General features: G+C 46.5%; 22 protein-coding genes and 1 riboswitch. Of the genes, 20 read left to right on the plus strand and 2 right to left on the minus strand.

The window, feature by feature from the left end; genetic code table 11:
* Window positions 1–17 precede the first annotated feature (17 nt).
* Window positions 18–965 carry a DMT family transporter gene (locus AAIH57_RS18885; RefSeq protein WP_430022630.1) on the minus strand — a complete coding sequence of 316 codons (948 nt, stop codon included), beginning with the start codon at window positions 963–965 and terminating at the stop codon, window positions 18–20.
* A gap of 109 nt (window positions 966–1,074) precedes the next feature.
* Here AAIH57_RS18885 and AAIH57_RS18890 point away from each other — a divergent pair, with 109 nt between their 5' ends.
* On the plus strand, window positions 1,075–1,992 hold the full coding sequence (locus AAIH57_RS18890) for an AraC family transcriptional regulator (protein WP_430022631.1): 918 nt from the start codon (window positions 1,075–1,077) through the stop codon (window positions 1,990–1,992).
* Between the two features lie 159 nt (window positions 1,993–2,151).
* Here the strand turns inward: AAIH57_RS18890 and AAIH57_RS18895 are convergent, their stop codons facing one another.
* Window positions 2,152–3,513, minus strand: coding sequence for a TolB family protein (locus tag AAIH57_RS18895; RefSeq protein ID WP_430022632.1), 1,362 nt, complete (start codon window positions 3,511–3,513; stop codon window positions 2,152–2,154).
* Window positions 3,514–3,660: 147 nt separating this feature from the next.
* Between AAIH57_RS18895 and AAIH57_RS18900 the strand changes: the two genes are divergently transcribed.
* The 19 genes from AAIH57_RS18900 (at window position 3,661) to AAIH57_RS18990 (ending at window position 21,625) form a co-directional block, all read left to right on the plus strand.
* Window positions 3,661–4,596 (plus strand): copper amine oxidase N-terminal domain-containing protein, encoded by a 936-nt coding sequence (locus tag AAIH57_RS18900; protein ID WP_430022633.1) that lies wholly within the window; start codon window positions 3,661–3,663, stop codon window positions 4,594–4,596.
* A gap of 303 nt (window positions 4,597–4,899) precedes the next feature.
* On the plus strand, window positions 4,900–5,556 hold the full coding sequence (locus tag AAIH57_RS18905) for a stage V sporulation protein AA (protein ID WP_175395559.1): 657 nt from the start codon (window positions 4,900–4,902) through the stop codon (window positions 5,554–5,556).
* Window positions 5,537–5,965, plus strand: a complete 429-nt coding sequence (locus tag AAIH57_RS18910; protein ID WP_376768953.1) for a stage V sporulation protein AB — start codon at window positions 5,537–5,539, stop codon at window positions 5,963–5,965. Before AAIH57_RS18905 ends, AAIH57_RS18910 begins: the two co-directional genes overlap by 20 nt.
* A gap of 86 nt (window positions 5,966–6,051) precedes the next feature.
* Window positions 6,052–7,659, plus strand: coding sequence for a spore germination protein (locus tag AAIH57_RS18915; protein ID WP_246310848.1), 1,608 nt, complete (start codon window positions 6,052–6,054; stop codon window positions 7,657–7,659).
* A 103-nt stretch (window positions 7,660–7,762) separates the two neighbouring features.
* The gene (lysA, locus tag AAIH57_RS18920; RefSeq protein ID WP_430022634.1) at window positions 7,763–9,094 is read left to right on the plus strand and encodes a diaminopimelate decarboxylase; all 1,332 of its coding nucleotides are present in this window, start codon (window positions 7,763–7,765) and stop codon (window positions 9,092–9,094) included.
* 205 nt (window positions 9,095–9,299) lie between these two features.
* The gene (locus tag AAIH57_RS18925) at window positions 9,300–9,731 is read left to right on the plus strand and encodes a peptidylprolyl isomerase (protein WP_175395555.1); all 432 of its coding nucleotides are present in this window, start codon (window positions 9,300–9,302) and stop codon (window positions 9,729–9,731) included.
* A gap of 154 nt (window positions 9,732–9,885) precedes the next feature.
* Window positions 9,886–10,050, plus strand: a riboswitch (FMN riboswitch).
* A 355-nt stretch (window positions 10,051–10,405) separates the two neighbouring features.
* A complete protein-coding gene (gene ribD / locus AAIH57_RS18930) occupies window positions 10,406–11,509 on the plus strand; it encodes a bifunctional diaminohydroxyphosphoribosylaminopyrimidine deaminase/5-amino-6-(5-phosphoribosylamino)uracil reductase RibD (RefSeq protein WP_175395554.1) in 1,104 nt (367 codons plus the stop codon).
* A gap of 47 nt (window positions 11,510–11,556) precedes the next feature.
* Complete coding sequence (gene ribE / locus AAIH57_RS18935) at window positions 11,557–12,225, plus strand: riboflavin synthase (RefSeq protein WP_175395553.1); 669 nt, start codon at window positions 11,557–11,559, stop codon at window positions 12,223–12,225.
* Window positions 12,226–12,268: 43 nt separating this feature from the next.
* Entirely contained in the window at window positions 12,269–13,507 is a 1,239-nt protein-coding gene (locus tag AAIH57_RS18940; RefSeq protein ID WP_217506384.1) for a bifunctional 3,4-dihydroxy-2-butanone-4-phosphate synthase/GTP cyclohydrolase II, read from the plus strand.
* 86 nt (window positions 13,508–13,593) lie between these two features.
* Entirely contained in the window at window positions 13,594–14,061 is a 468-nt protein-coding gene (gene ribH / locus AAIH57_RS18945; protein WP_095290516.1) for a 6,7-dimethyl-8-ribityllumazine synthase, read from the plus strand.
* A 102-nt stretch (window positions 14,062–14,163) separates the two neighbouring features.
* Complete coding sequence (locus AAIH57_RS18950) at window positions 14,164–14,964, plus strand: segregation and condensation protein A (protein WP_095290518.1); 801 nt, start codon at window positions 14,164–14,166, stop codon at window positions 14,962–14,964.
* Entirely contained in the window at window positions 14,933–15,598 is a 666-nt protein-coding gene (gene scpB, locus AAIH57_RS18955) for an SMC-Scp complex subunit ScpB (protein ID WP_430022635.1), read from the plus strand. The genes AAIH57_RS18950 and scpB overlap by 32 nt, the downstream gene beginning before the upstream one ends.
* Before the next feature lie 193 nt (window positions 15,599–15,791).
* On the plus strand, window positions 15,792–16,511 hold the full coding sequence (locus AAIH57_RS18960) for a DUF2953 domain-containing protein (RefSeq protein ID WP_430022636.1): 720 nt from the start codon (window positions 15,792–15,794) through the stop codon (window positions 16,509–16,511).
* A gap of 191 nt (window positions 16,512–16,702) precedes the next feature.
* On the plus strand, window positions 16,703–17,194 hold the full coding sequence (gene ytfJ / locus AAIH57_RS18965; protein WP_175395550.1) for a GerW family sporulation protein: 492 nt from the start codon (window positions 16,703–16,705) through the stop codon (window positions 17,192–17,194).
* A 135-nt stretch (window positions 17,195–17,329) separates the two neighbouring features.
* Window positions 17,330–18,517, plus strand: coding sequence for a D-alanyl-D-alanine carboxypeptidase family protein (locus AAIH57_RS18970; protein ID WP_430022637.1), 1,188 nt, complete (start codon window positions 17,330–17,332; stop codon window positions 18,515–18,517).
* Between the two features lie 77 nt (window positions 18,518–18,594).
* Window positions 18,595–19,221, plus strand: coding sequence for a nucleoside recognition domain-containing protein (locus AAIH57_RS18975; RefSeq protein WP_430022638.1), 627 nt, complete (start codon window positions 18,595–18,597; stop codon window positions 19,219–19,221).
* 7 nt (window positions 19,222–19,228) lie between these two features.
* Window positions 19,229–19,762 carry a spore maturation protein gene (locus AAIH57_RS18980; RefSeq protein ID WP_175395547.1) on the plus strand — a complete coding sequence of 178 codons (534 nt, stop codon included), beginning with the start codon at window positions 19,229–19,231 and terminating at the stop codon, window positions 19,760–19,762.
* A gap of 66 nt (window positions 19,763–19,828) precedes the next feature.
* Window positions 19,829–20,647 carry a S1 family peptidase gene (locus AAIH57_RS18985; RefSeq protein ID WP_430022639.1) on the plus strand — a complete coding sequence of 273 codons (819 nt, stop codon included), beginning with the start codon at window positions 19,829–19,831 and terminating at the stop codon, window positions 20,645–20,647.
* A gap of 228 nt (window positions 20,648–20,875) precedes the next feature.
* Window positions 20,876–21,625, plus strand: a complete 750-nt coding sequence (locus AAIH57_RS18990) for a pseudouridine synthase (RefSeq protein WP_095290531.1) — start codon at window positions 20,876–20,878, stop codon at window positions 21,623–21,625.
* Window positions 21,626–21,689: the final 64 nt, after the last annotated feature.

Consider the following 21,689-nt stretch of genomic DNA (forward strand, 5'->3'; position numbering starts at 1 on the left):
AACAACCTTTTAACGCGCTAATCACGCGATAAAGGTTGTTTTTCTTTGGTGCGAATAGACCCTGAACGATTGAACTGCATTATTAAGATCATTCCAATAATACATGCCGTACCCATCCATTGATAGAAACCAAACGGTTCATGGAGCCAAATCACGGTTGTTCCAACGGCGGCCAGGGGCTCTGCGCTCCCCAGTAGGCTGGTTTCCTTAGGTGTAAGACTTTTTAAACTGGCAATATAGAACCAGAAAGCAATCATGGTTCCAAAAATGATCGTGAATATTAAATAGCTGTAGGTTTCGAGCGTTATGCCGGCGAAGTCGGCCTTCCACGGCGGGTGGATAAAACTCAATCCCAGACCGCCGATGATCATGGCCCAGCCAACCACAACAAGTGAATTGAATTTTTTAATCAGTTTTACGGCATAAAGGGTATAAAATGCAGCTGAAACGCCGGATAACAGACCCCAGATCACTGCAAGCCAGGAGACAGATAACCGGGTAACGGAGCCGTTAGTCAACAAGAGTAAACAGCCCCCGAGAGCCAGAACGGCACATGCAAGATCCTTGCGGTTGAGAGCAGACTGCTTGCGCAGCACAATGTAAATCATGATCATGACTGGCGAGAGGTATTGCAGGAGTGTAGCAACCGCAGCATTGCCATATTTAATGGATGCCATGTACGTGTACTGGACGGCAAGCATACCTACTAATCCGAATAGGATCAGTTGTGCAGCTGTTTTTTTATTTCTCCATACATCAATAATCTGAGATCGTTCGCGTGTACAGGATTGAATAAGCAGAAGCAGCAAACCAGCACTCAGCAATCGAACGGTTACATACCAGTTGACTTCAATTCCATCCAGTTGAAACAGTTTTTGTGATACGGTACCTCCAATGCCCCAACAGATTGCTCCGGTCAGAACGAGTAGAATACCTGATATCTTGGACCTTGCTTTGGTTGTCACTCTTGATCGCCTCACCTTAAATATAAGAATAGTGCTATATTAAGGAGAAATGCGGTACATTAATATCAATATCACACATAAAAATATAAATATATTGAGATGAGGCTCTATGCAGAAGAATGGATTTATCATCGATCAAAATTTGAAGGAAATGACCGAGCACCGCACCGATACCTTAGCCGTAGCCTGTTATGAAACAACCATTGCACAAAATGTCCATGGACACATCCCCCTGCACTGGCATGATGAATTGCAGGTTGTTGCGATTCTTCAGGGTACGGCGTTGTTCCATATCAACGATCAGAAAATGGTCATACCAAAAGGAGACGGAATATTTATCAACAGTGGGACGATGCATATGGCAGAAGATCATAGTGAGAATGAAAACTGTATTTATCTATGTCTGAATATGTCCCCGCATGTTCTGCTGCCTTCAGATTTGTACGTGAAGTATGTGCATCCTTATGCAACGGCCACCAATCTGCCTTTTCTGTACTTAGAAGGTGCTGTTTCCTGGGGAGAGCAGATTCTGGGTGCCATCGGTCTCATTAGAAAGGAACTTGTGGAACAGGCTCCTTATTACGAAGTGAATGTTGCTTCGGCGCTGCTGAACATGTGGAAACTTCTGATTACAAACGGATACTCTTTGGAACATGATCCATCGGAGATGAACCGAAACAAGCGAATGAAGGACATGCTGCAATGGATTCATCTGAATTATTCGGATCCCATCAAGTTAGAGGATATTGCAAGGACCGGGCAGTTAAGTCGATCGGAGACGTGCCGGTATTTCAAGCAAATGCTGAGAACCACCCCGATGCAGTATGTTATGGATTACCGTATCCAAAAAAGTATTGAGCTTTTGCAGCTCTCCGAGCGTAACATCACCGAAATTGCGTACGACGTCGGTTTTAACAGCACGAGCTATTACATTAATCAATTTCGTAAAACCATGAATGTGACCCCTTTACAATTCAGAAGGAAGGTCACCCAGAAGAAAATTCTGAAAAAAAGATCTTCTGACTGAAAGGGAGTTTCAGGGTATTGATGTCACAGACAAAGTCATGGCCCGAGTCCGTAAGCTGGGACTTCCCCTCATTTCCTCAATCCTGCTGCGGTGCAAAACGATGATTTCGTTCTGCACCCTTTTTCCTGTATGAGTTTATAGTTAGATATCAGTATTATGTTAAATAAAAGTAAGTGTCTTTCCCAGTGAAATCAAGTGATTTTGATCAGTCCATAAGATGAAATATGAATACGGATTTCCTTGAATCACAACAGGAGCAGGATATTTTACAATAAGTGCCGCCTGATTTCTCATTTCCACGGGTTGGTCTTCCGAAGGGAATATGAAACAGGCTTCTTGTGCTTGAATAAAAGCATGGAAAATTCGGGGGTTTGCCCCATAGGGTTTCAACATATGAAAAGCTTCCGCTCTGCATACCTCGTGAATTCCTTCCTCAGAAGAGATCGCGGATATCTGGAAAAATCCGTCCGCTCCTTCGAATCGTTCTTCGGTAACTTTGTGCCAGCTTCGCGGATAATAGAAAGATACCTTGTATACCTGATTGAGATATAATCCATACGGATGAACATCATGCACTCGTGGTGACCATCTAAGAGCTGTAATCCACCTTGCTTCAACAATGTTGATCGGATTATTAGGGTTTCTTACATCAATAATCCAAATTTCGGTTGCTTGTTCTTGATTATTGCACCCTGATAAGTAAGCGATTCGGTTCCCATCCGGCGACCAACTTAAAGGGGTAGAGAAGCAGGTGGAGACCGCCCATGTTTTTTGTTGCCCTCCAACTGGGCTGTCGGTCTGGATTAAAGAAACATATTGATTATCCACGAAGTCGGTGGCACTGTATGCGATGAGTGAAGAGTCCGGGGACCATTCGGGGTAATAGTTTTTCGCCTGAGGGCCACCATTAAGTTGGTGGCTCGCTCCTGTTGTCAGGTTCACCGTAGTGATCAACGAAATGCTGGCTCCCGGGGATGTATATAGGGCAAACTCTCCGTTAGGTGATATTCTGACATTGTGGAGAGGCCCCTCCGTATTTTGAGTTAATTGCTGTTTGTTCATGCCATCTCGGTTAATTTTATATAGTTGGGTATTGCCTGCTTCATCCGGAGCTGCAAACAGGAGAGCCTCTCCTGAAGGAAACCACTGGACATCGGTGGCTCCTTGTTGAACGATTGAACCGCTGGCATGGGAGTTGATATTGTAGATCACAATCCGTCCGTTTTTTACATAACTCAAGTATAGACTATCCGGCGACCAGCTCAGTAAAGTATAAGGGTCAATTTGATCAATTTGTGCCCATGCCCTGCTGTTTAGATTGAATACATACACGATATTTTTCTTGCCGATAAAGGCGAAGTTCCGGATATCTGGCGACCAATATGGAATTGAAAATTCCTCACCAAGATCTTGGGTCAGCTTAATCGTCTGACCTGTTAAAGGTTGATAAAGCCAAATGTCGTACGAATCACCCCCAACATTTGAAGTAAAAAGCATCGCTTCACGATAAGCAAAATTCATATTTGATGCCGCCCTTCAGGTTTGATTTCACTACAATGTATTCAAGAAAAGGAAATAGGCGAATTATTCGTAACATTCCTATCAGAATGTATTTATTCTACCGATAATGAAGGAGCATATATTTTTTTACTTCAGGAGGAACCGTCAATGAAAAAAACAATCACCTTGCTAACCAGTCTGGCGCTAATGCTTGCCACCGCCGCAGGCACAACCTCAGCCAAACCGGGAAACACTCCACCCGGACAATCAGGTAAAGAGATATCGTCAAAAGCACCCAAAGACAAAGAAACTCCAATTGAGGAGAAACAGACCGAGGAAGTCGAGTCTTCTGACACGGTCAGCACTGAAGAAGACAAAGTTAAGGATCCCTCAACATCGGAGACAGAGAATACAACCAACAATACAACCGATCCAACCGAATCCAAGAAAAAAGGCTCCAAAGGATACAAAGGTTTGCTAAATGCTATTCAACATGTGGAAGATAAACCGGCAGGTGCTGTACTAGCCGATATTTTGCTTACAAAATATGCGACTGAGCTGACGCACGAACAAATCAAAGAACTTGAAGCCATCATTGAAAAGGACAAGGCGTTGGAAACTGCGGCAGAAATGCTCGAAAAAAACGGTAGTGTGACTGACGCGGTGTATTTGCAGGAAGAGGCCATTAAATCCAATTTTAAAAACCTGGACCTGTACAAAACAATGGGAAAACTCAATGAAAAGGCGGGTAAAAAGAATGGGGTGAAGCTGTATGTGAACGGGGAAGCTTCTAACTCCGAACCTTTTGTCAAAAAGGGCAACACGTTTGTTCCTTTTCGCGCCATAGCTGAGTCTTTGAAAGCCCAAGTGGCATGGAATCCCGAAGAACGCTCCATCATTGTTACGAAGGATGGGGTGAGCATTAAACTTGTGGTTGACAGTAAGACTGCAACAGTTAATGGCAAAAACGTCTCTTTGGATGCGCCAGCCACTATTACAAAAGGCAGTACTTATGTACCCGTACGTTTCATAAGTGAGGCATTGGATGCAACCGTGCAATGGGAAGAAGAAAGTAAAACCGTCGTTGTTTATGAAGAAGAATAATATTGGATGATTGTATTAAAATTCGACCAGGGAATCATATTTCATATATTCTTTAAGAAGCCTCCATTTTGGGGGCTTTTCGTTTATCAGGTTAGCCAGAAACTCCTGGTTGGCCTTTTTTTATGGTCGTTTTACGATGGGGGAGCCGGGAGAGCTTGGTGGCTTACCTTCGAAGAACAGCGGCCGATGACCGATCCATTCCGGAGCGCCCGTAGGGTTCCCAACCTTTTTCCAACCCGAATGTAATAAATTTGCACATTCTTCAAATACTAACCTAAATTACGCAGTAAAGGAGTGTTTCGGATGTCTCTGACACCCACTCCAACGGTCTACATTCGTCTGCGCAGCCGTATTCGTATCCAGAGGGGCAGAGAGGTGAAGCTTGGTGATATCGCTCACGTGTTAACCTCTCCGGAAGACGGGGAACGAAGGCTGCTTGAACTTGAACTGCTGCGCCCGGGACCGGAGGACGGCAATCTGATCCTGATTGATATTTTGCAGATCATACCTCAAATTCGGCGCATGTTGCCCGAGGTTACAGTCGAACTAATCGGTTCGGGCCATACGCTGGTTGAGGTCGTTGCGGGGACTGGAAGACCTTCCAAATCCCTGTTCATCCTGGTCTGGTTGCTGCTCTTCTTTGGCTCAGCACTGACCATCATGAATTTCCATGCAGACGTGAACATGCAGGAAGTACAGATCCGCATTGTGGAGATGATTACGGGTCGCCGGGATGAGCATCCCTATCTGTTTCAGGTGGCGTACTCCATCGGGATCGGATTCGGTATGGCTGTATTTTTTAATCATTTATTTAAGAAAAAGTGGAATGAAGAACCCACTCCGCTTGAAGTGGAAATGTTCTTATACCAGCAAAATGTAGACAAGTTTGTCGTCATTGAAGAAACTGAACGAATGCACGAGCAGGAACGCGGGGAGATGAATGCCGATGAGCGTTCTTAACGGAGCGATCAGCATCGTATTAGGCATTGCAGGAGGAATTGCAGTAGGAAGCGGCGTGATTGCCCTCATTCTCGTGCTTGATATGATTCCCAGACTTGCACAGCTAACCCGTTCCTATGACAAAACCCACTGGTATGAAGGGGCATTGATCGGAGGATCGTTGGTCGGAACCATTGCCGATTTCTGGCACTGGAAAGTGCCTGGAATTTGGGTGCTTAGTCCGATCATCGGATTGTTTTGCGGGGTGTTCATCGGCTTGCTCGCTGCGGCACTGACGGAAGTGCTCAATGTGCTGCCTGTACTGGCAAAACGATTGGGCATGAAATCGTATCTATTCGGACTGCTGCTAGCCATGATTCTGGGTAAAATGACAGGTTCCCTGTTCGACTTTTTTGTATATCAGCGTTAGAACAAGGAATCGAAGGAGGATGGAAAATGGATGTAAGATCAGACAGTACCGGGCACGATTCAGGTGAAGGAGTACCCGAAGAGCTGATGCACAAATCACCTTATGAAATTCAAAAGGAAGAGGAGCAGCGGGCGTACGAAAAAAAGAAACAGGATGAGATGTCAGACAGCGTTGAGGAATCCGTACAGTACTGGCAGGATAACGATGATATCTCCCCTCGCATGAGCGATAACAAATATACATTGAAGCAGATTCTGGGCCTTGGAGAGTCTTTTGACGTCAATATGAGAGAGATGGTTCTGGGCGGCAAGCACGTTGGATTACTGCTGTTGACCGGGTTTGCCAAGGACGGGATTTTGCTGGAAGTGTTAAAAAGACTAACCTACCTTTCACCGGATCAGGTAACAGGACATGCGCTCAAGTCGTATTTTGAATGCTACATCCCTCATATTCAGGTGGAGAGAGTCGATAAGATGAGCGCGGTCATTAACAAAGTCCTCACCGGGATGAGTGCCATGTTTGTCGAAGGGGATCGCTCCGTATTGATCATGGATACACGGAGTTATCCGGTACGTTCTCCGGAAGAGCCTTCCCTGGAGAGAGTGGTCCGGGGCTCAAGAGATGGCTTCACGGAAACCCTTTTGACCAACGTTACTTTGGTACGCCGGAGGATACGTGATCCTGGATTGAAGTTCGAGATCATGCAGGTGGGCCGAAGAACCCAAACGGATGTCTGTGTGGTTTATATCGATGATATTGTGGATAAAGTACAGGTGGACTCGGTTCGTGAAAAAATCAAACGGGTGGATATCGATGGAATACCCGCAGCGGACAAACAGCTGGAGGAAGCGATAATCAATAAAGGGTGGAATCCGTTTCCGCTGGTCCGGTATTCCGAACGACCGGATGTGACGGCATCTCATCTGCTTGAAGGAAGGGTTGTCATATTTGTTGACACTTCGCCAAGTGTAATGATTTTGCCTACAACCTTTTTTGACCTCTGTGAACATGCCGAAGAGAACAGACAGACTGCCTTTATGGGAACGTACCTGCGCTGGGTTCGCTTCGCGGGCATTTTAATCTCCCTGTTTTTGCTGCCACTATGGATGTTGATGGTGATTGATCCTGCGCTTAAACCGATAGGACTGGATTTTATAGGTCCACAAGAGAATGTGAAGCTGCCCATCATTCTGCAGTTTCTTTTAATTGAGCTTGGGGTGGATTTGCTGCGGATGGCAGCAGTTCATACCCCTACACCTCTGGCATCGGCCATGGGTTTGATTGCGGCAATTCTCGTCGGGGATATCGCCGTTAAGACGGGATATTTTGTGAATGAAGTCGTTCTCTACATGGCTATTGCGGCGATCGGTATGTTCGCCACACCGAGTTATGAGCTTGGGCTTGCGAATCGGCTCGTGAGGCTGGTCCTGTTGATCGCCGTTGCCATTTTCAAAGTACCCGGATTTGTGGTCGGTACAACCTTGCTTATTTTGGCGCTCACCATACACCGGTCCTACAATTCATCTTACTTGTGGCCGTTCATACCGTTTAATGCAAAGGCTCTGGGGAACTTTTTGTTCCGATTGCCACTCCTGGAAAGTAAAAAACGTCCATCGTTCAACAAGACACGCGACAACACAAAAATGCCTGACGATCCGGACGGTGAAAAGCGGAAAAGTAAAAAACACAAATGATCTGCCTAAAAATCCATTCTTCTCGCTGTCTAATTTGGTATACTGGTGTAAAATCATTGGAGTAGAAACTATTCCAGTATATAAAAAGTGAGGAATGCTGATTATGTATTTACATGGTACAAGTAAAATAAATGCTCAAGGCCATCTGGAAATTGGCGGAGTGGATACAACAGACCTGAAAGAACAATTTGGAACACCACTTTATGTAGTGGACGAGCAATTGGTTCGCGATCGCTGCAGAGAATACATGGATGCATTCCGTGCTTCCGGACTGGGTTTCCAGGTTGCTTATGCAAGTAAAGCGTTCTGCGTTATGGCTATGTGTGCTCTTGCTGCGGAAGAAGGACTCTCCCTGGATGTTGTATCCGACGGTGAATTGTTCACAGCTCTGCAAGCTGGATTCCCTGCTGAACGTATTCATTTCCACGGCAACAACAAAACACTGGAAGAGATCGAAATGGCACTTGATGCCGAAATCGGCTGCTTCGTTGTGGATAACTTCAATGAACTGCATTTGCTGCAGGCTGTAGCCGCAGAGAAAAATCGTCAGGTGAACATCTTGCTTCGTGTGACTCCTGGTGTGGAAGCACATACACATGAATATATCTCTACAGGTCAGACAGATTCGAAGTTCGGATTCGATATCGGTAACGGAACAGCGTTCGAAGCGATTGAGCTCGCTTCCAAACAGTCCAACCTGGTTTTGTTGGGTGTCCATTCCCACATCGGTTCTCAAATCTTTGAGGTGGAAGGTTTCCAGATGGCCATTCAGCGCGTAGCTGAATTTGCTTCGAGTGTATATGAGCGTCTTAAAGTAGCGTTCAAAGTGGTTAACCTCGGCGGCGGGTTCGGTATCCGCTATACCGAAGGAGATACTCCACTTGAAGTATCACAATACGTAAAAGCCATTACGGATGCAGTCAAAAATCATTTCGCCCAAATCGGTTACGATGTGCCCGAAATCTGGGTAGAGCCAGGCCGCAGTATTGTTGGTGAGGCAGGTACGACTCTGTACACTGTAGGTACCAGCAAAGATATCCCTGGGGTACGCAAATATGTGGCTGTGGATGGCGGGATGACGGATAACCCGCGTCCGGCTTTGTATGAATCCAAATATGAAGCGGTACTCGCCAATCGTGCGAATGAGTCTGCTCAGGAAACCGTATCGGTTGCCGGCAAATGCTGTGAGAGTGGCGATATGCTGATCTGGGATCTGGACCTGCCTAAAGTTCAGAGCGGTGATTTGCTTGCCGTAGCCTGCACGGGTGCGTACAACTACTCCATGGCAAGCAACTATAACCGGATTCGTCGTCCGGCGGTCGTGTTTGTTAAAGACGGTCAAGGTGATGTTGTTGTACGTCGCGAAACGTATCAGGACATCATCCAGAATGACCTTGTGCCGGAGCGTATTGCCAAGCAGCCAGTAACCCGTTAATCTATTGAATATAATTTAAAGAAGACCAAAAGGGACATCCCTTGGTCTTCTTTTTGATTTTAAGGATATTTTCTCAAAAAATATGCTGATTATTTTGCGATCAATCCCATTTCGGTGTACACTAAGAAAAGTGCTATAAAGCTTGGCCCATGCCATGCGTTCTGGCACCATTAACGATGGTCAATACGAAAGGAGTCATTTACATATGGCGAAACAAGCGAAAATCAAAATGGCAAACGGCGGAGAAGTTCTGATCGACCTGTTCGATCAAGAAGCTCCAAACACAGTGGCAAACTTTGAGAAACTGGCAAACTCCGGTTTCTACAACGGACTTGTATTCCACCGCGTTATCCCGGGCTTCGTAGCTCAAGGCGGATGCCCTAACGGTTCCGGTGCAGGTGGCCCTGGCTACACGATCAACTGTGAGATCAACCCGAACAAACATGAGCGTGGAACGTTGGCTATGGCGCATGCAGGCCGTAACACAGGCGGAAGCCAGTTCTACATCTGCTACCAACCACAGCCGCATCTGGATGGACAACATACCGTATTTGGTAAAGTAACCAAAGGTATGGAGTTCGTAGATGCTTTCGAAGGTCGCGACAAAATGGAAACTGTTGAAGTCGTAGAAGTTTAATTGTTATTCTTGCAAGACAAGAAAGAGCCGTTTCGTTTTGAACGAAGCGGTTTTTTTGTATTCTCTAGCTTATTAAAAGTTAGTATGTGACAAAAAGGAACAAAAAACAATTGATTTTTTGGCGTTAAAGTGCTAACATCCAATTAATAACGCAACGATCCTTCAGGGCAGGGTGCAATTCCCTACCGGCGGTGATGCATAGTGTAAGGATATCAATCCAGCACCTGGTGCAAAGTCCGTGACCTGTCTGCCTGTGGCAGATGGCTGATCTGGTGTAATTCCAGAACCGACAGTATAGTCTGGATGGGAGAAGGAGAGGGTGCAGCCCATATGGACTGCATTCCGCAGATGTGTTGCTGCACCAGAAGTCTGCTTCTGTGCAGGGAGAGTCGGTTATCCCGACATTTTCCGTACATATGCCACATCATAGAAGCTCTTTACCTGTAATTGAAGTTCATTAAGGTATGTGTCTGCTTTCACTTGCCTGAAATGGAGTTTTGGGCAAAGTGCTGTTGGCAAACGTATCAACGACATCCTGCTGGTGACACATGTCTCTCATCATCCCCATCGAACGATTGTTCGGGTGGGGATTTTTTATTATGGATATGGTACAACCACCTCTCTGATGGAAGGGAGGTCTCTAACTTAAGATATTAACCGTGGGGTGAACGGACTTGGAAATGATCAATGATGAATTTTATATGGGGCTTGCGTTGGATATGGCAGAACGTGCACAAGGGCAAACAGGAATTAATCCTGTCGTTGGTTGTGTAGTTGTAAAAGAAGGCAGGGTTGTGGGTCTGGGGAGTCACCTCAAACGGGGTACAGGCCACGCAGAAGTACATGCACTGAATATGGCAGGCAGTGATGCCGAGGGCAGTACGGTTTACGTAACCCTCGAACCTTGCAGTCATTATGGCAAAACGCCGCCGTGCAGCGAACGTCTGATTCACGAAAAAGTGAAGCGAGTCGTGGTGTGCTGTGAAGATCCCAATCCGCAGGTATCCGGCAGAGGGATCAGCATGTTGCGTCAACAAGGCATTGAGGTCGAAGTCGGCGTTTTGCGCGAGCGCGGAAGACGTTTGAACGAGAAATTCATTAAATTCATTACCACGGGCCTACCGTTTGTTACCTTAAAAACAGCATCTACGCTGGATGGCAAAATTGCTACCCGCAGTGGAGACAGCAAATGGATCTCCAACGAACCTGCACGCGAAATCGTACATGCGCTGCGTCATCGTCATCAGGGTATTATGGTTGGCGTGGATACGGTTATTGCAGATAACCCAGAGCTCACCACTCGCCTTCAAGTGGAAGGGATCAGCCCTGTACGAATCGTTGTGGATTCCAAGCTCCGCCTTCCTGTAGGTTCAAAAATGGTCAAGGACGGACTTGCACCAACCTGGGTGCTTACGACGGATGAGGCAAGCGCTGAGGCGGCCGAGCGTCTGGAAGCCTATGGCGTGGAAATTATACGTTGTGGTCCAGGACCAAGAGTGGATTTGCTGAGTGCGCTCAGCAAGCTGGGCGATCGAGAGATTGGTTCCATCCTGCTTGAAGGCGGCGGCACATTGAACGGTGCGATGCTGGAAGCGAAATTGGTGGATCGGCTGTTGATGTTTATCGCTCCAAAAATTGTGGGCGGGTACGATACACCGGGCAGCTTCCGATTCGAAGGTGTGGAACGCATGAGCCAAGCCATCCAATTGAATCAGCTGGAAATCGAGCAAGTTGGAGATAATATCAGTATTGGTGGAATCCCTGTCTGGCCTGAGTAACGGAAATGAAATTGCAAGAAGAGAAACGAGAATAAGGAGGCGGCAGCATGTTTACCGGTTTGGTGGAAGAAGTCGGTCAGATTCGGCGTATTGGTCGAAAAGGCGAAGCAATGGTCCTGAACATCGGAGCTTCCGCCATCATGGATGATTTGAAGATAGGCGACAGCGTGTCTGTGAACGGAGTTTGCCTAACGGCAACGACTTTGGAAGGTGGAGGATTCACTGCAGATGTCATGCCTGAAACCTACCGGCATACTAATCTCAGCCAGCTGCAATCCGGGAGCAAAGTGAATCTGGAGCGGGCCATGCAGTCAGGCGGCCGTTTTGGCGGACACATCGTGCAAGGGCACGTGGATGGCACGGGAGTGATCGGCAGTATCACACGTGATCAGAACGCTGTTGTATTTGAGATTAAACCGGACGACCATCAGATGTTTAAATACTTGATTCCCAAAGGGTCGGTAACACTGGATGGTATTAGTTTAACTGTGGTGCAGACGACACAAACCTCGTTTACCGTATCGATTATTCCTCATACCATTGGGGAGACTGTACTTCAAGTGAAAAAGCCGGGCGATACCATTAATATTGAATGTGATATTTTGGGGAAATATGTGGATCATCTGCTCCAGTACGGCAAAGGACATCCGGAAACCGGTGGAGGCAAACCCAAAAGCATTAGTGAGGAATTTCTGGCCAACCACGGCTTTGCATAAATGAAGGTGTACATTTTATAGAGAGACAACTGGAGGGGAACTTATGTCAGATCAATCCATACTTGATCCCATAGAGGAAGCCATTTACGATTTGATGCGCGGAAAACCCGTTATCGTTGTGGACGATGAGGACCGGGAGAATGAAGGGGACTTTATTGCACTGGCCGAGAAGGCTACGCCTGAAGTGATCAACTTCATGATTACCGAGGGCAGAGGCTTGGTGTGTGTTCCCATTACACAGCAGCGTGCTGATGAGCTCAATCTGAAACCGATGGTTCAGCAAAATACCGATTTTCACGGGACGGCGTTCACTGTTTCTGTGGATCATAAGGATACCACGACAGGCATTTCTGCACATGAACGCTCCATTACGGTGAAAGGTCTAATTGATCCGGAAGCCAAGGGTAGTGATTTCCGCAAGCCGGGTCACATGTTCCCGTTAATTGCAAAAGACGGCGGAGTGCTCCGTCGTGCCGGACATACGGAAGCCGCTGTTGATCTCGCCATTATGTGCGGTTCCTATCCCGCAGGCGTGATCTGTGAGGTTATCAAGGAAGATGGAACTATGGCCAGACTTCCTGATTTGCAGGAGATCGCGCGCAAGCATGATCTAAAGTTGATCAGCATACAGGACATGATTCGTTACCGTAATGAGAAGGAGCAGCTGGTTCAACGTGAAGTAGCTGTTCGCATGCCGACAGATTTTGGTGAATTTCAGGCTGTGGCGTATACGAATGCAGTAGACAACAAAGAGCATGTGGCGTTGGTCAAGGGTAAAATTGACTCTTCCAAGCCTGTCTTGGTCCGCGTTCACTCCGAATGTCTCACAGGCGATGTATTCCATTCACACCGCTGCGATTGTGGGCCGCAATTTGATGCAGCACTCAAACAGATTCATGAGGAAGGCAATGGTGTGCTGCTCTACATGAGACAGGAAGGCCGCGGCATCGGACTGATCAACAAACTCAAAGCTTATAAGCTGCAGGAAGAGGGTCTGGATACCGTTGATGCTAACCTGAAACTGGGGTTTGCCGCTGATCTGCGGGATTACGGCATAGGTGCACAGATTTTGAAGGATCTCGGTGTTCGCCAAATTCGTTTGTTAACGAACAATCCCCGCAAAATCAAAGGTCTTGAAGGCTATGGTCTTGAAGTGGTGGAACGTGTTCCCATCCAAATGGAAGAGAACGAGGATAATACACTTTACCTGCATACCAAGCAGGCGAAGCTTGGGCATATGCTGAAGTTCGATGATATCGAACAAAACGAAGAGAAAAACTAGTCATTCATTTCATGTAATTTATGGAAAAATGGATGCTCAATAATCGGTTAATAAACATTACATTTTACTTTAAGGAGATGACTTGCATGCCGAACTTTTTTGAAGGACATTTGGTATCGGAAGGTTTAAAATATGGAGTGGTTGTAGGACGGTTTAACGAATTCATCACGAGCAAATTGCTTAGCGGGGCCTTGGATGCTTTCAAACGTCACGGAGTACAGGATAGTGAAGTGGATGTGGCTTGGGTTCCAGGAGCATTCGAAATCCCTTTAATCGCGCAGAAAATGGCGGAGAGCGGCAAATATGACGCTGTCATTACACTTGGAACCGTTATTCGTGGTTCAACAACTCATTATGATTATGTGTGCAACGAAATGGCAAAAGGTGTTGCTGCAATTAACCTCAAAACGGGAGTGCCGACCATCTTTGGTCTGGTTACAACAGAGAATATCGAACAGGCGATTGAACGTGCTGGTACGAAGGCTGGTAACAAAGGCTGGGATGCTGCCACGGCTGCAATTGAAATGGCGAACTTGACGAAACAGCTAAAATAGTGCTTATTTAATGTAGTGCCCTGCTTTGCGCAGACGAAATCGGGAGACCGGATTCGGCGGCTTAGCGGGGTTTTGTATTTTTCTGGCGGGAGGATTCGTCTAGTGACGGTAGTTACATATAAACTGGAAACTTTTGAAGGGCCTTTGGATCTGCTGCTTCATCTGATCGATAAGGCAGAAATTCATATCCAGGATATTCCCATCAGCGATATTACCGATCAATATATGGCGTATCTGCATTCGATGCAGGAACTGGAGCTGGATATTACAAGCGAATTTTTGGTAATGGCAGCAACGCTTCTGTCCATCAAGAGCAAACTTTTACTGCCCAAACCACCGGTGATTGAAGACTTTGAGGATTATGATTATATGGAAGAAGAAGATTATGATCCACGTGCGGAGCTGATTGCACGTCTGATAGAATATCGCAAATATAAGGGAATTGCCCGTCATCTGCATGAGCGTGAATGGGAACGGAGCCTTATTTTCTCCAAAGAGCCAGAGGATCTGAGACCGTATATGCCTGTCGAAACCCAGTCGAATCCGGTAGAAGGTTTGCATACTTCCGATCTGATTGCCGCTTTTCAGAAGGCCCTGCGCAAGGCGGAGAAGCGTACGACGGTTACTCGAATCCAGCGGGATGAGATCTCAGTGAAAGATCGTATACGCGATGTCGTTGGGGCTTTGGAGAGTATGGGGCCTGGAGGAAGGTTGTTGTTTTCCAAACTGCTGGATGATCAGATTTACCGGCATGAGATTGTTGTAACTTTTCTGGCAGTACTGGAGCTGATGAAGATGAAACAGATTGTCTGTTATCAGGAGCGGATGTTTGAGGATATCGTTATGGAGTGGAGAGGGGAAGCAAGGAATCATGGATTTTCCGAAATTGAAGTCGATTATTGAGGGGCTGCTCTTTTTGTCCGGAGAGGAAGGTCTGAGCATTAAACAAATCGCCGAGATCGTGGATCAGCGGGTAGAACTGGTATCAGATGCGGTGGAGGAAATGATCGCTGACTTCGTGAACCAGGGGAGAGGCGTTCAAATCCTCAAAATTGCGGGAGTGGTCCAATTAGGAACGTTACCCGAGCATGCTGCGTATTTTGAAAAACTGGCTTACTCTCCTGCACGGACCTCACTATCTCAGGCTGCACTTGAGACACTGGCCATCGTTGCTTATCGCCAGCCTATTACTCGTGTAGAGATCGAGGAGATTCGTGGTGTAAAATCCGAACGGGCCATCCATACATTGGTCAACAAGGATCTGATCGAGGAAGTCGGACGAGCGGAGGCAATTGGACGACCTATTCTATATGGAACAACCAAGTCGTTTCTGGATTATTTCGGTCTATCTTCACTTAAAGACCTTCCGGAACCAGGCTTGTTTGAGGATTCTGAGAATCTGGAAGAAGAGACTCAAATGCTGTTTAACAAGCTGGACGGTCAACAGTTGGATTCGGGAAGCACCGACGAGAACGATGTTGATGATGAAAATGGTGAGAACAACCATGCGGTTTATGACGAGAAACCGGACTCCTAAAATTGGATGGCAACCATTGAACACTGAAAAACTGGTACCTTTATAGGGAACCGGTTTTTTTGTATCCTTGAATCTTGAAATAACCTGGAAAATGGGTCTTCGAGAATGGGATTTTCAGGTCACCCGTGAATTTTTTCCTATATAGAGTGCCATACTAGACTTGTAAAGAATCGAGGGCTTGGAGGTAAGGCCTGTGTGGATTTGGCTTGGAGGAATCGGCTTGTTTGCCGCACTGCTGATTGCCGCTGTTCTCATCTCGAATGTCCATGTGCATTTTACGTTCCGTAAACATAAAAGCGATGATTACGCCCGGATCAACGTTCGTCTCCTCTATGGAATTGTTCGAATTAACTATGAAATACCCAGCATCGTCTTTCGCAACATGAAAGAAGGTTTTCTGGTGAAAACTGAACAGCATGTGAATCATACGCATGGAGGAGCTGAAGGGCATGAGCGTATCAACAAACGTAAAGTCCAAAAGTGGGCAAAAGAAGTAAAAATCATGATGAGGGCTACGGATGCGCTCAAAATTTGGATGCAACAAACGCTAAGCCGTGTACATATGACCCAGTTGTCCTGGTCCACACGAATAGGCATCGGAGATGCAGCTTATACAGCGATTCTCACAGGCTGGGTGTGGAGCATCAAGTCCATTATTATCGGATTTTTGTCGTATCAGATCCGGTTTAAGCGTACACCCATGCTTGAAGTAATTCCTGTTTGGGAAGATGAGATGGAGTTTCAAACGGAACTGGATTGCAGAATGAAGATTCGTATTACGGCGGTTATGTTGGCGGGTTTGAGGCTAATGACACGGGTTCTGGAAGTAGAAGGTGGATGGCGGGTGTGGCTGAGAGTTTTACGGGAACAACGGCGCAAACATAAACAAAAACTAAAGGGACAAAACGGATAATGATGTGAAAGGTCAGTAAGCATTATTTGTGAGTGGCTGCTGTTGTGCTTATTCGCCAGGTGATTTGCAATCATGAGTACTGGGTGCTGTTTCCTTTGTTGTTCTGCTCTCGGACTTACATAGTCTGTGCAGGTTTGGGGATGATATGGTTAGATCAAACCTAGTTCAAATTGAAACTGGAGGGAATTCAAATGTCAGATCATCCAATTCAAGGCTTAATGGAAACCGCAATGGAGAATATCAAGGCCATGGTGGATGTTAATACCATTGTTGGCGATCCGGTTGAAACACCTGATGGAACCGTCATTCTGCCAATCAGTAAAGTTGGGTTCGGATTTGCCGCTGGAGGCAGTGATTTCCATGTGAATGATGGAAAAAGCAAAGAGGTTGGTTCCGGGTCCGTTACAGGAGCAAAAACAGAGAGTGCTCATTCCGCAAACGTTGCTTCTCCTTTTGGTGGGGGCAGTGGCGGTGGTGTATCCATTCGTCCTATTGCTTTCCTTGTCGTTGGAAAACAAGGCGTGCATATCGTACCACTGGATAACTCTACTCATCTGTTTGAGAAACTCATTGATTCCACACCTTATGTTCTTGATCGAATTCAGGGCATGTTCCAGCGTAATGCTACACAATCGAATGGGACCGAAGTGCACCATACACCGGATCATACCACTTACAGCTAAACTGAGTTTAACCTGGATCCCTTATCACAGCACGTTTGTGAAAGGGATTTTTGCTGTTTTTGACGGATGGACATACTTTAGGTTGTCCAAACATAAGCTAGTACAAGATTCCAAGTGACCCGGAGGAATGAAGAGATGCGAATGTTAACCAAAGTAATGATTTGTTTGCTTGTACCCCTGCTTCTTTTGCCTTCCTTGCAGGTTGTAGAAGCAAGAGGAACGATCCCTGGACCATCAACTCATGCACAAAGTGCTGCTCTAATTGATGTGACATCTGGACGAATCCTGTACAGCAAAGACGGGGATAAGGAACTGCGTATTGCCAGTTTGACTAAAATTATGACGGCAATTGTGGCGATTGAACAAGGGAAACTTGACGATAAAGTGAAAGTAACTTCATCGGCGTTTGCCAAGGAAGGATCATCCCTGTACCTCAAATTGGGTGAAGAGATGACCCTGGAAAACATGTTATACGGGTTAATGCTGAGATCAGGAAACGATGCTGCTTCGGCCATCGCTGAGCATGTTGGTGGTTCAGAAGAAGGATTTGTACTGTTGATGAACAAAAAGGCTGAGGAAATTGGACTTACCCATTCGCATTTTATGAATCCGCATGGTCTCGATGCAGAGGGTCACTATTCCACGGCCAACGACCTGGCACGTCTTACAGCTTATGCGCTGCACAATCCGGTGTTTAAACGCATCGTTGCTACAGAAAACAAATCTGCTCCAAATCCGAATGAGAGTTGGGAGTATTCCTGGCATAACAAAAATAAGATGCTGCGTCTGTATGAGGGAGCGGACGGGGTGAAGACCGGATATACCAAAAAGGCATTCAGGTGTCTGGTTAGTTCCGCTACCCGCAATGGACAACAGCTAGCTGCCGTTACACTGAATGATGGTAATGATTGGAATGATCATGCACGCATGCTTGATTTTGGCTTTGAGAATTTTCCTTTGGTGGAGGTCGCGAAGAAGGAGCAGCCTGTGGCTAACACGGACGTGGTGACTGGAAGAGGGTTCACTTATCCACTTGCGGAAAGTGAGAAGGCTTCCGTGACCAAAAAGCTGGTGTTGACGAGCAATCGAAACGAGGTTGGAAGCGATACGGAGGACGAGCAAATGGACCCTTCCTTTGGCTTGGCCGGGCGTATTGATATGCAGCTTGAAGGTCAATTTATCGGCTCCATTCCGGTATACCGCAAAGGGAGCTATATCCCTCCTGAGCCGAAGACAGAAGACGCTGCCATTGGTGGTATTGGTGAAATTTCAACATGGGCAGCAGCATGGCGCGAGGTTTTAGGTCATTTGTTATCTCCATAATCAACAGGGAGCATGAGCGGTATATCATCATCTTGTAACTTGATGGCAAGCCGTGCTTCCGGAGGAGGTTTGACGTCATGATTAACGTAATCTGGCTTATGATGATCGTTGTCGGGTTTGGATTCGCAGCTGCAAAGGGCAATATTGAAGTCGTAACCCAGGCTGCTTTTGACGGTGCAGCAACGGGCGTAACGGTATGTTTTGGACTCATCAGTGTGCTTGTGTTCTGGATGGGAATGATGAAAATGGCAGAGGATGCAGGGTTACTTGGCAAAATAGCAAAGCTGCTGGGTCCGGTGGTTGCCTTTCTGTTCCCTGATGTACCTCGAAATCATCCGGCCATGGGTTATATCCTGTCCAACATGAGTGCAAATCTGCTTGGTCTCGGCAATGCTGCCACTCCCATGGGAATCAAAGCGATGCAGCAGCTGCAGGAGCTTAACCCGGATAAACAAACCGCATCTCCTGCGATGTGCACGCTTCTCGCTCTGAATACGGCAAGTATAACTATCATCCCGACCACGCTCATTGCCATTCGTTTGAACTACCATTCTGCCAACGCCACTGAGATTGTGGGCACAACTCTTATGGCAACGATTATTGCCACACTTGCTGCGATTATGGCCGATCGATGGTATAGGAACAGGACTTTAAATAGACCGCCACGTGTTATGAAAAGCGGTAATCCCAGCATGAAAGGATGAGTCCATCGTGTTAACCTTCATCAACTGGATCTCTGTCTGGGCCATTCCGGTTATTATCGCGTTCGTTCCATTATATGCGTTTACCAAAAAAGTCCCGGTCTACGAATCCTTTGTTGACGGAGCAAAAGATGGATTCTCCACGGCGATTAGCATTATTCCTCATCTGGTAGGCATGATGGTTGCGATCAGTGTTTTCCGAGCTTCAGGTGCTTTGGATTATGTGATCAGTTTGTTTGCTCCACTGGTATCCTGGATGGGAGTTCCAGGAGAAGTGCTGCCACTCGGCATTTTACGTCCGTTAACCGGGACGGGTTCGCTTGCTTTTACAACCGATCTCATTAAAACATACGGTCCGGACTCCATGATTGGACGTATGGCTTCCACGATTCAGGGCAGTACGGATACGACCTTATATGTCCTGACCGTATATTTTGGAGCAGTTGGCATACGAAATGGTCGTTATGCGCTCAAGGTCGGTCTGTTTTCAGATTTGGTTGGTTTTGTTGCTGCTCTGGCTATTTGTTTGATTGTTTTTGGTTAAAAGATAACGATTCTCCTTCCGATATACTAGATATGCTAGAATGATATCGGAGGAGGAGAGTGAGAAATGCAGAAAAGATGGAGACAAGTGCTCCGCTTGGGCATGTCAGGTTTAATTGCTGTTTCTTTGCTTGCTGGACAGGCGGGGATGGCGGCCGCTCAATCGGTCAATACGATTCATTTTACAGGTTATTTTGACAAGCAGCTGCGTGCACAGCTGGCGGACACAGCCGATTCATTTCCTGTTGTAAACGTTCGTCTGGTCAAGCAGGATGAACCGGATATGGTTTACTATGATGTGGGAACCTCGATATTGATCTCCAAGGATGAAGTCCTTACCAACTATCATGTAGTTCAGGAGTTTGCTGAAATGCCGGATGGAGATGAAGGAACGTTAACCGTAGCGAGCCCTGGTCATTTGGATCGCCCCATTAAGGCGAAAATAATCAAGACCGACCCAGTAACGGATATAGCTTTACTGAAGCTGGAAAAGGAAATGGATGCGGAGCCGGTCACTTTCACAACGGCGAGGGATAACCAGATCGTGTATACGATCGGATTCCCCAAAAATCCTGCCGGGGATCTCGTGCTGCTTGACGAAGAATTTCCTTCAACATACAATACCATTGCCAAAAGCAGGGTCTATAGCAACCAAGCTTCGGATGTCCCGGGCAAAAAAGGTATTGGCAGTATTGTAAAAGCTATGGCGCAAGGCAATTCGGGTGGCCCAGTTCTGGACCAAAATAACCGGGTCATTGGAATGATGACCTTTGTATATGGTGGGAAAACGTATTATATTACGTCAAAAACATTGCAGTCGTTTATTAAAGACACCAAATCACCTGCCAAAAAACAGATTGCTGTCGCTGGCAAAGTAACCAGTTAACTTCTTCATTCTAATGAAGTGAGTTACATATCCGCAAAATCAGAACCGGCTCATCTTCGTTGTTTCCTGTCAGCTGCAGGAAGCAGGGAGGTGGGCTTTTTTAAGTTGAAAGGACACAAGAGTGCCGCTTAAAATGGGTATTCTCGCCTCCTGTTTACATTTTCCTTGGATTATCCTTGTGATTTCCCGGCTTGATGGGTATCATTAGTGTGAGGTGACATGACAAACATGGAAAGATTACAAAAAATTATCGCACAGGCAGGCATTGCTTCTCGCCGCAAGAGCGAGGAACTGATCCTGTCCGGCAAAGTGGAAGTTAACGGGGAGGTCGTAACCGAACTGGGTACAAAAGCGAACCCCGAAGAGGATATGATTACGGTTAATGGAAAACCCATTCGCAGTGAAAAGAAAGTGTATTTGATGTTGAACAAACCCAAAGGTGTTATCACAAGTGCATCTGACCCTGAAGGCCGGAAAATTGTATCCGACTATCTTAAAGGTGTCAAAGAACGTGTGTATCCAGTGGGACGACTGGACTATGACACAGAGGGACTGCTTATTTTGACCAATGATGGCGAGTTCGCCCACTTGCTGACGCATCCGAAGCACCATGTACCCAAAACGTATCTGGCAACAGTCAAAGGCGTTCCACATGGTACCGCTCTGGAGAAATTAAAGACAGGCATTATGCTTGACGATGGGATGACCGCTCCGGCCGAGGTAGAGTACAAGGATGTGGACACAGCTAACAATGAAGCTGTAATTTCCATTACCATTTACGAAGGTCGTAACCGCCAGGTAAGACGTATGTTCGAGGCGATTAACCACCCGGTAACGCGTTTGAAACGGATTTCGTTTGGTGGCATTTTGCTGCAAAACCTGAAACGTGGACTGACTCGCAACCTGACCAAAGAGGAAGTCAACAACCTAATTACACTCGCAAAATCGGAACCCGCCAAAAAAATGAAAAAAAGGTAATGTGAGGACACATAATTTTCATAAAACCGCCGCAGTTTTGTGACGAAATTCGCTATAATTGTTC

The organism is Paenibacillus sp. MABNR03 (assembly GCF_050455445.1).
In the GTDB taxonomy this organism is placed as follows: Bacteria; Bacillota; Bacilli; order Paenibacillales; family Paenibacillaceae; genus Paenibacillus; species Paenibacillus xylanilyticus.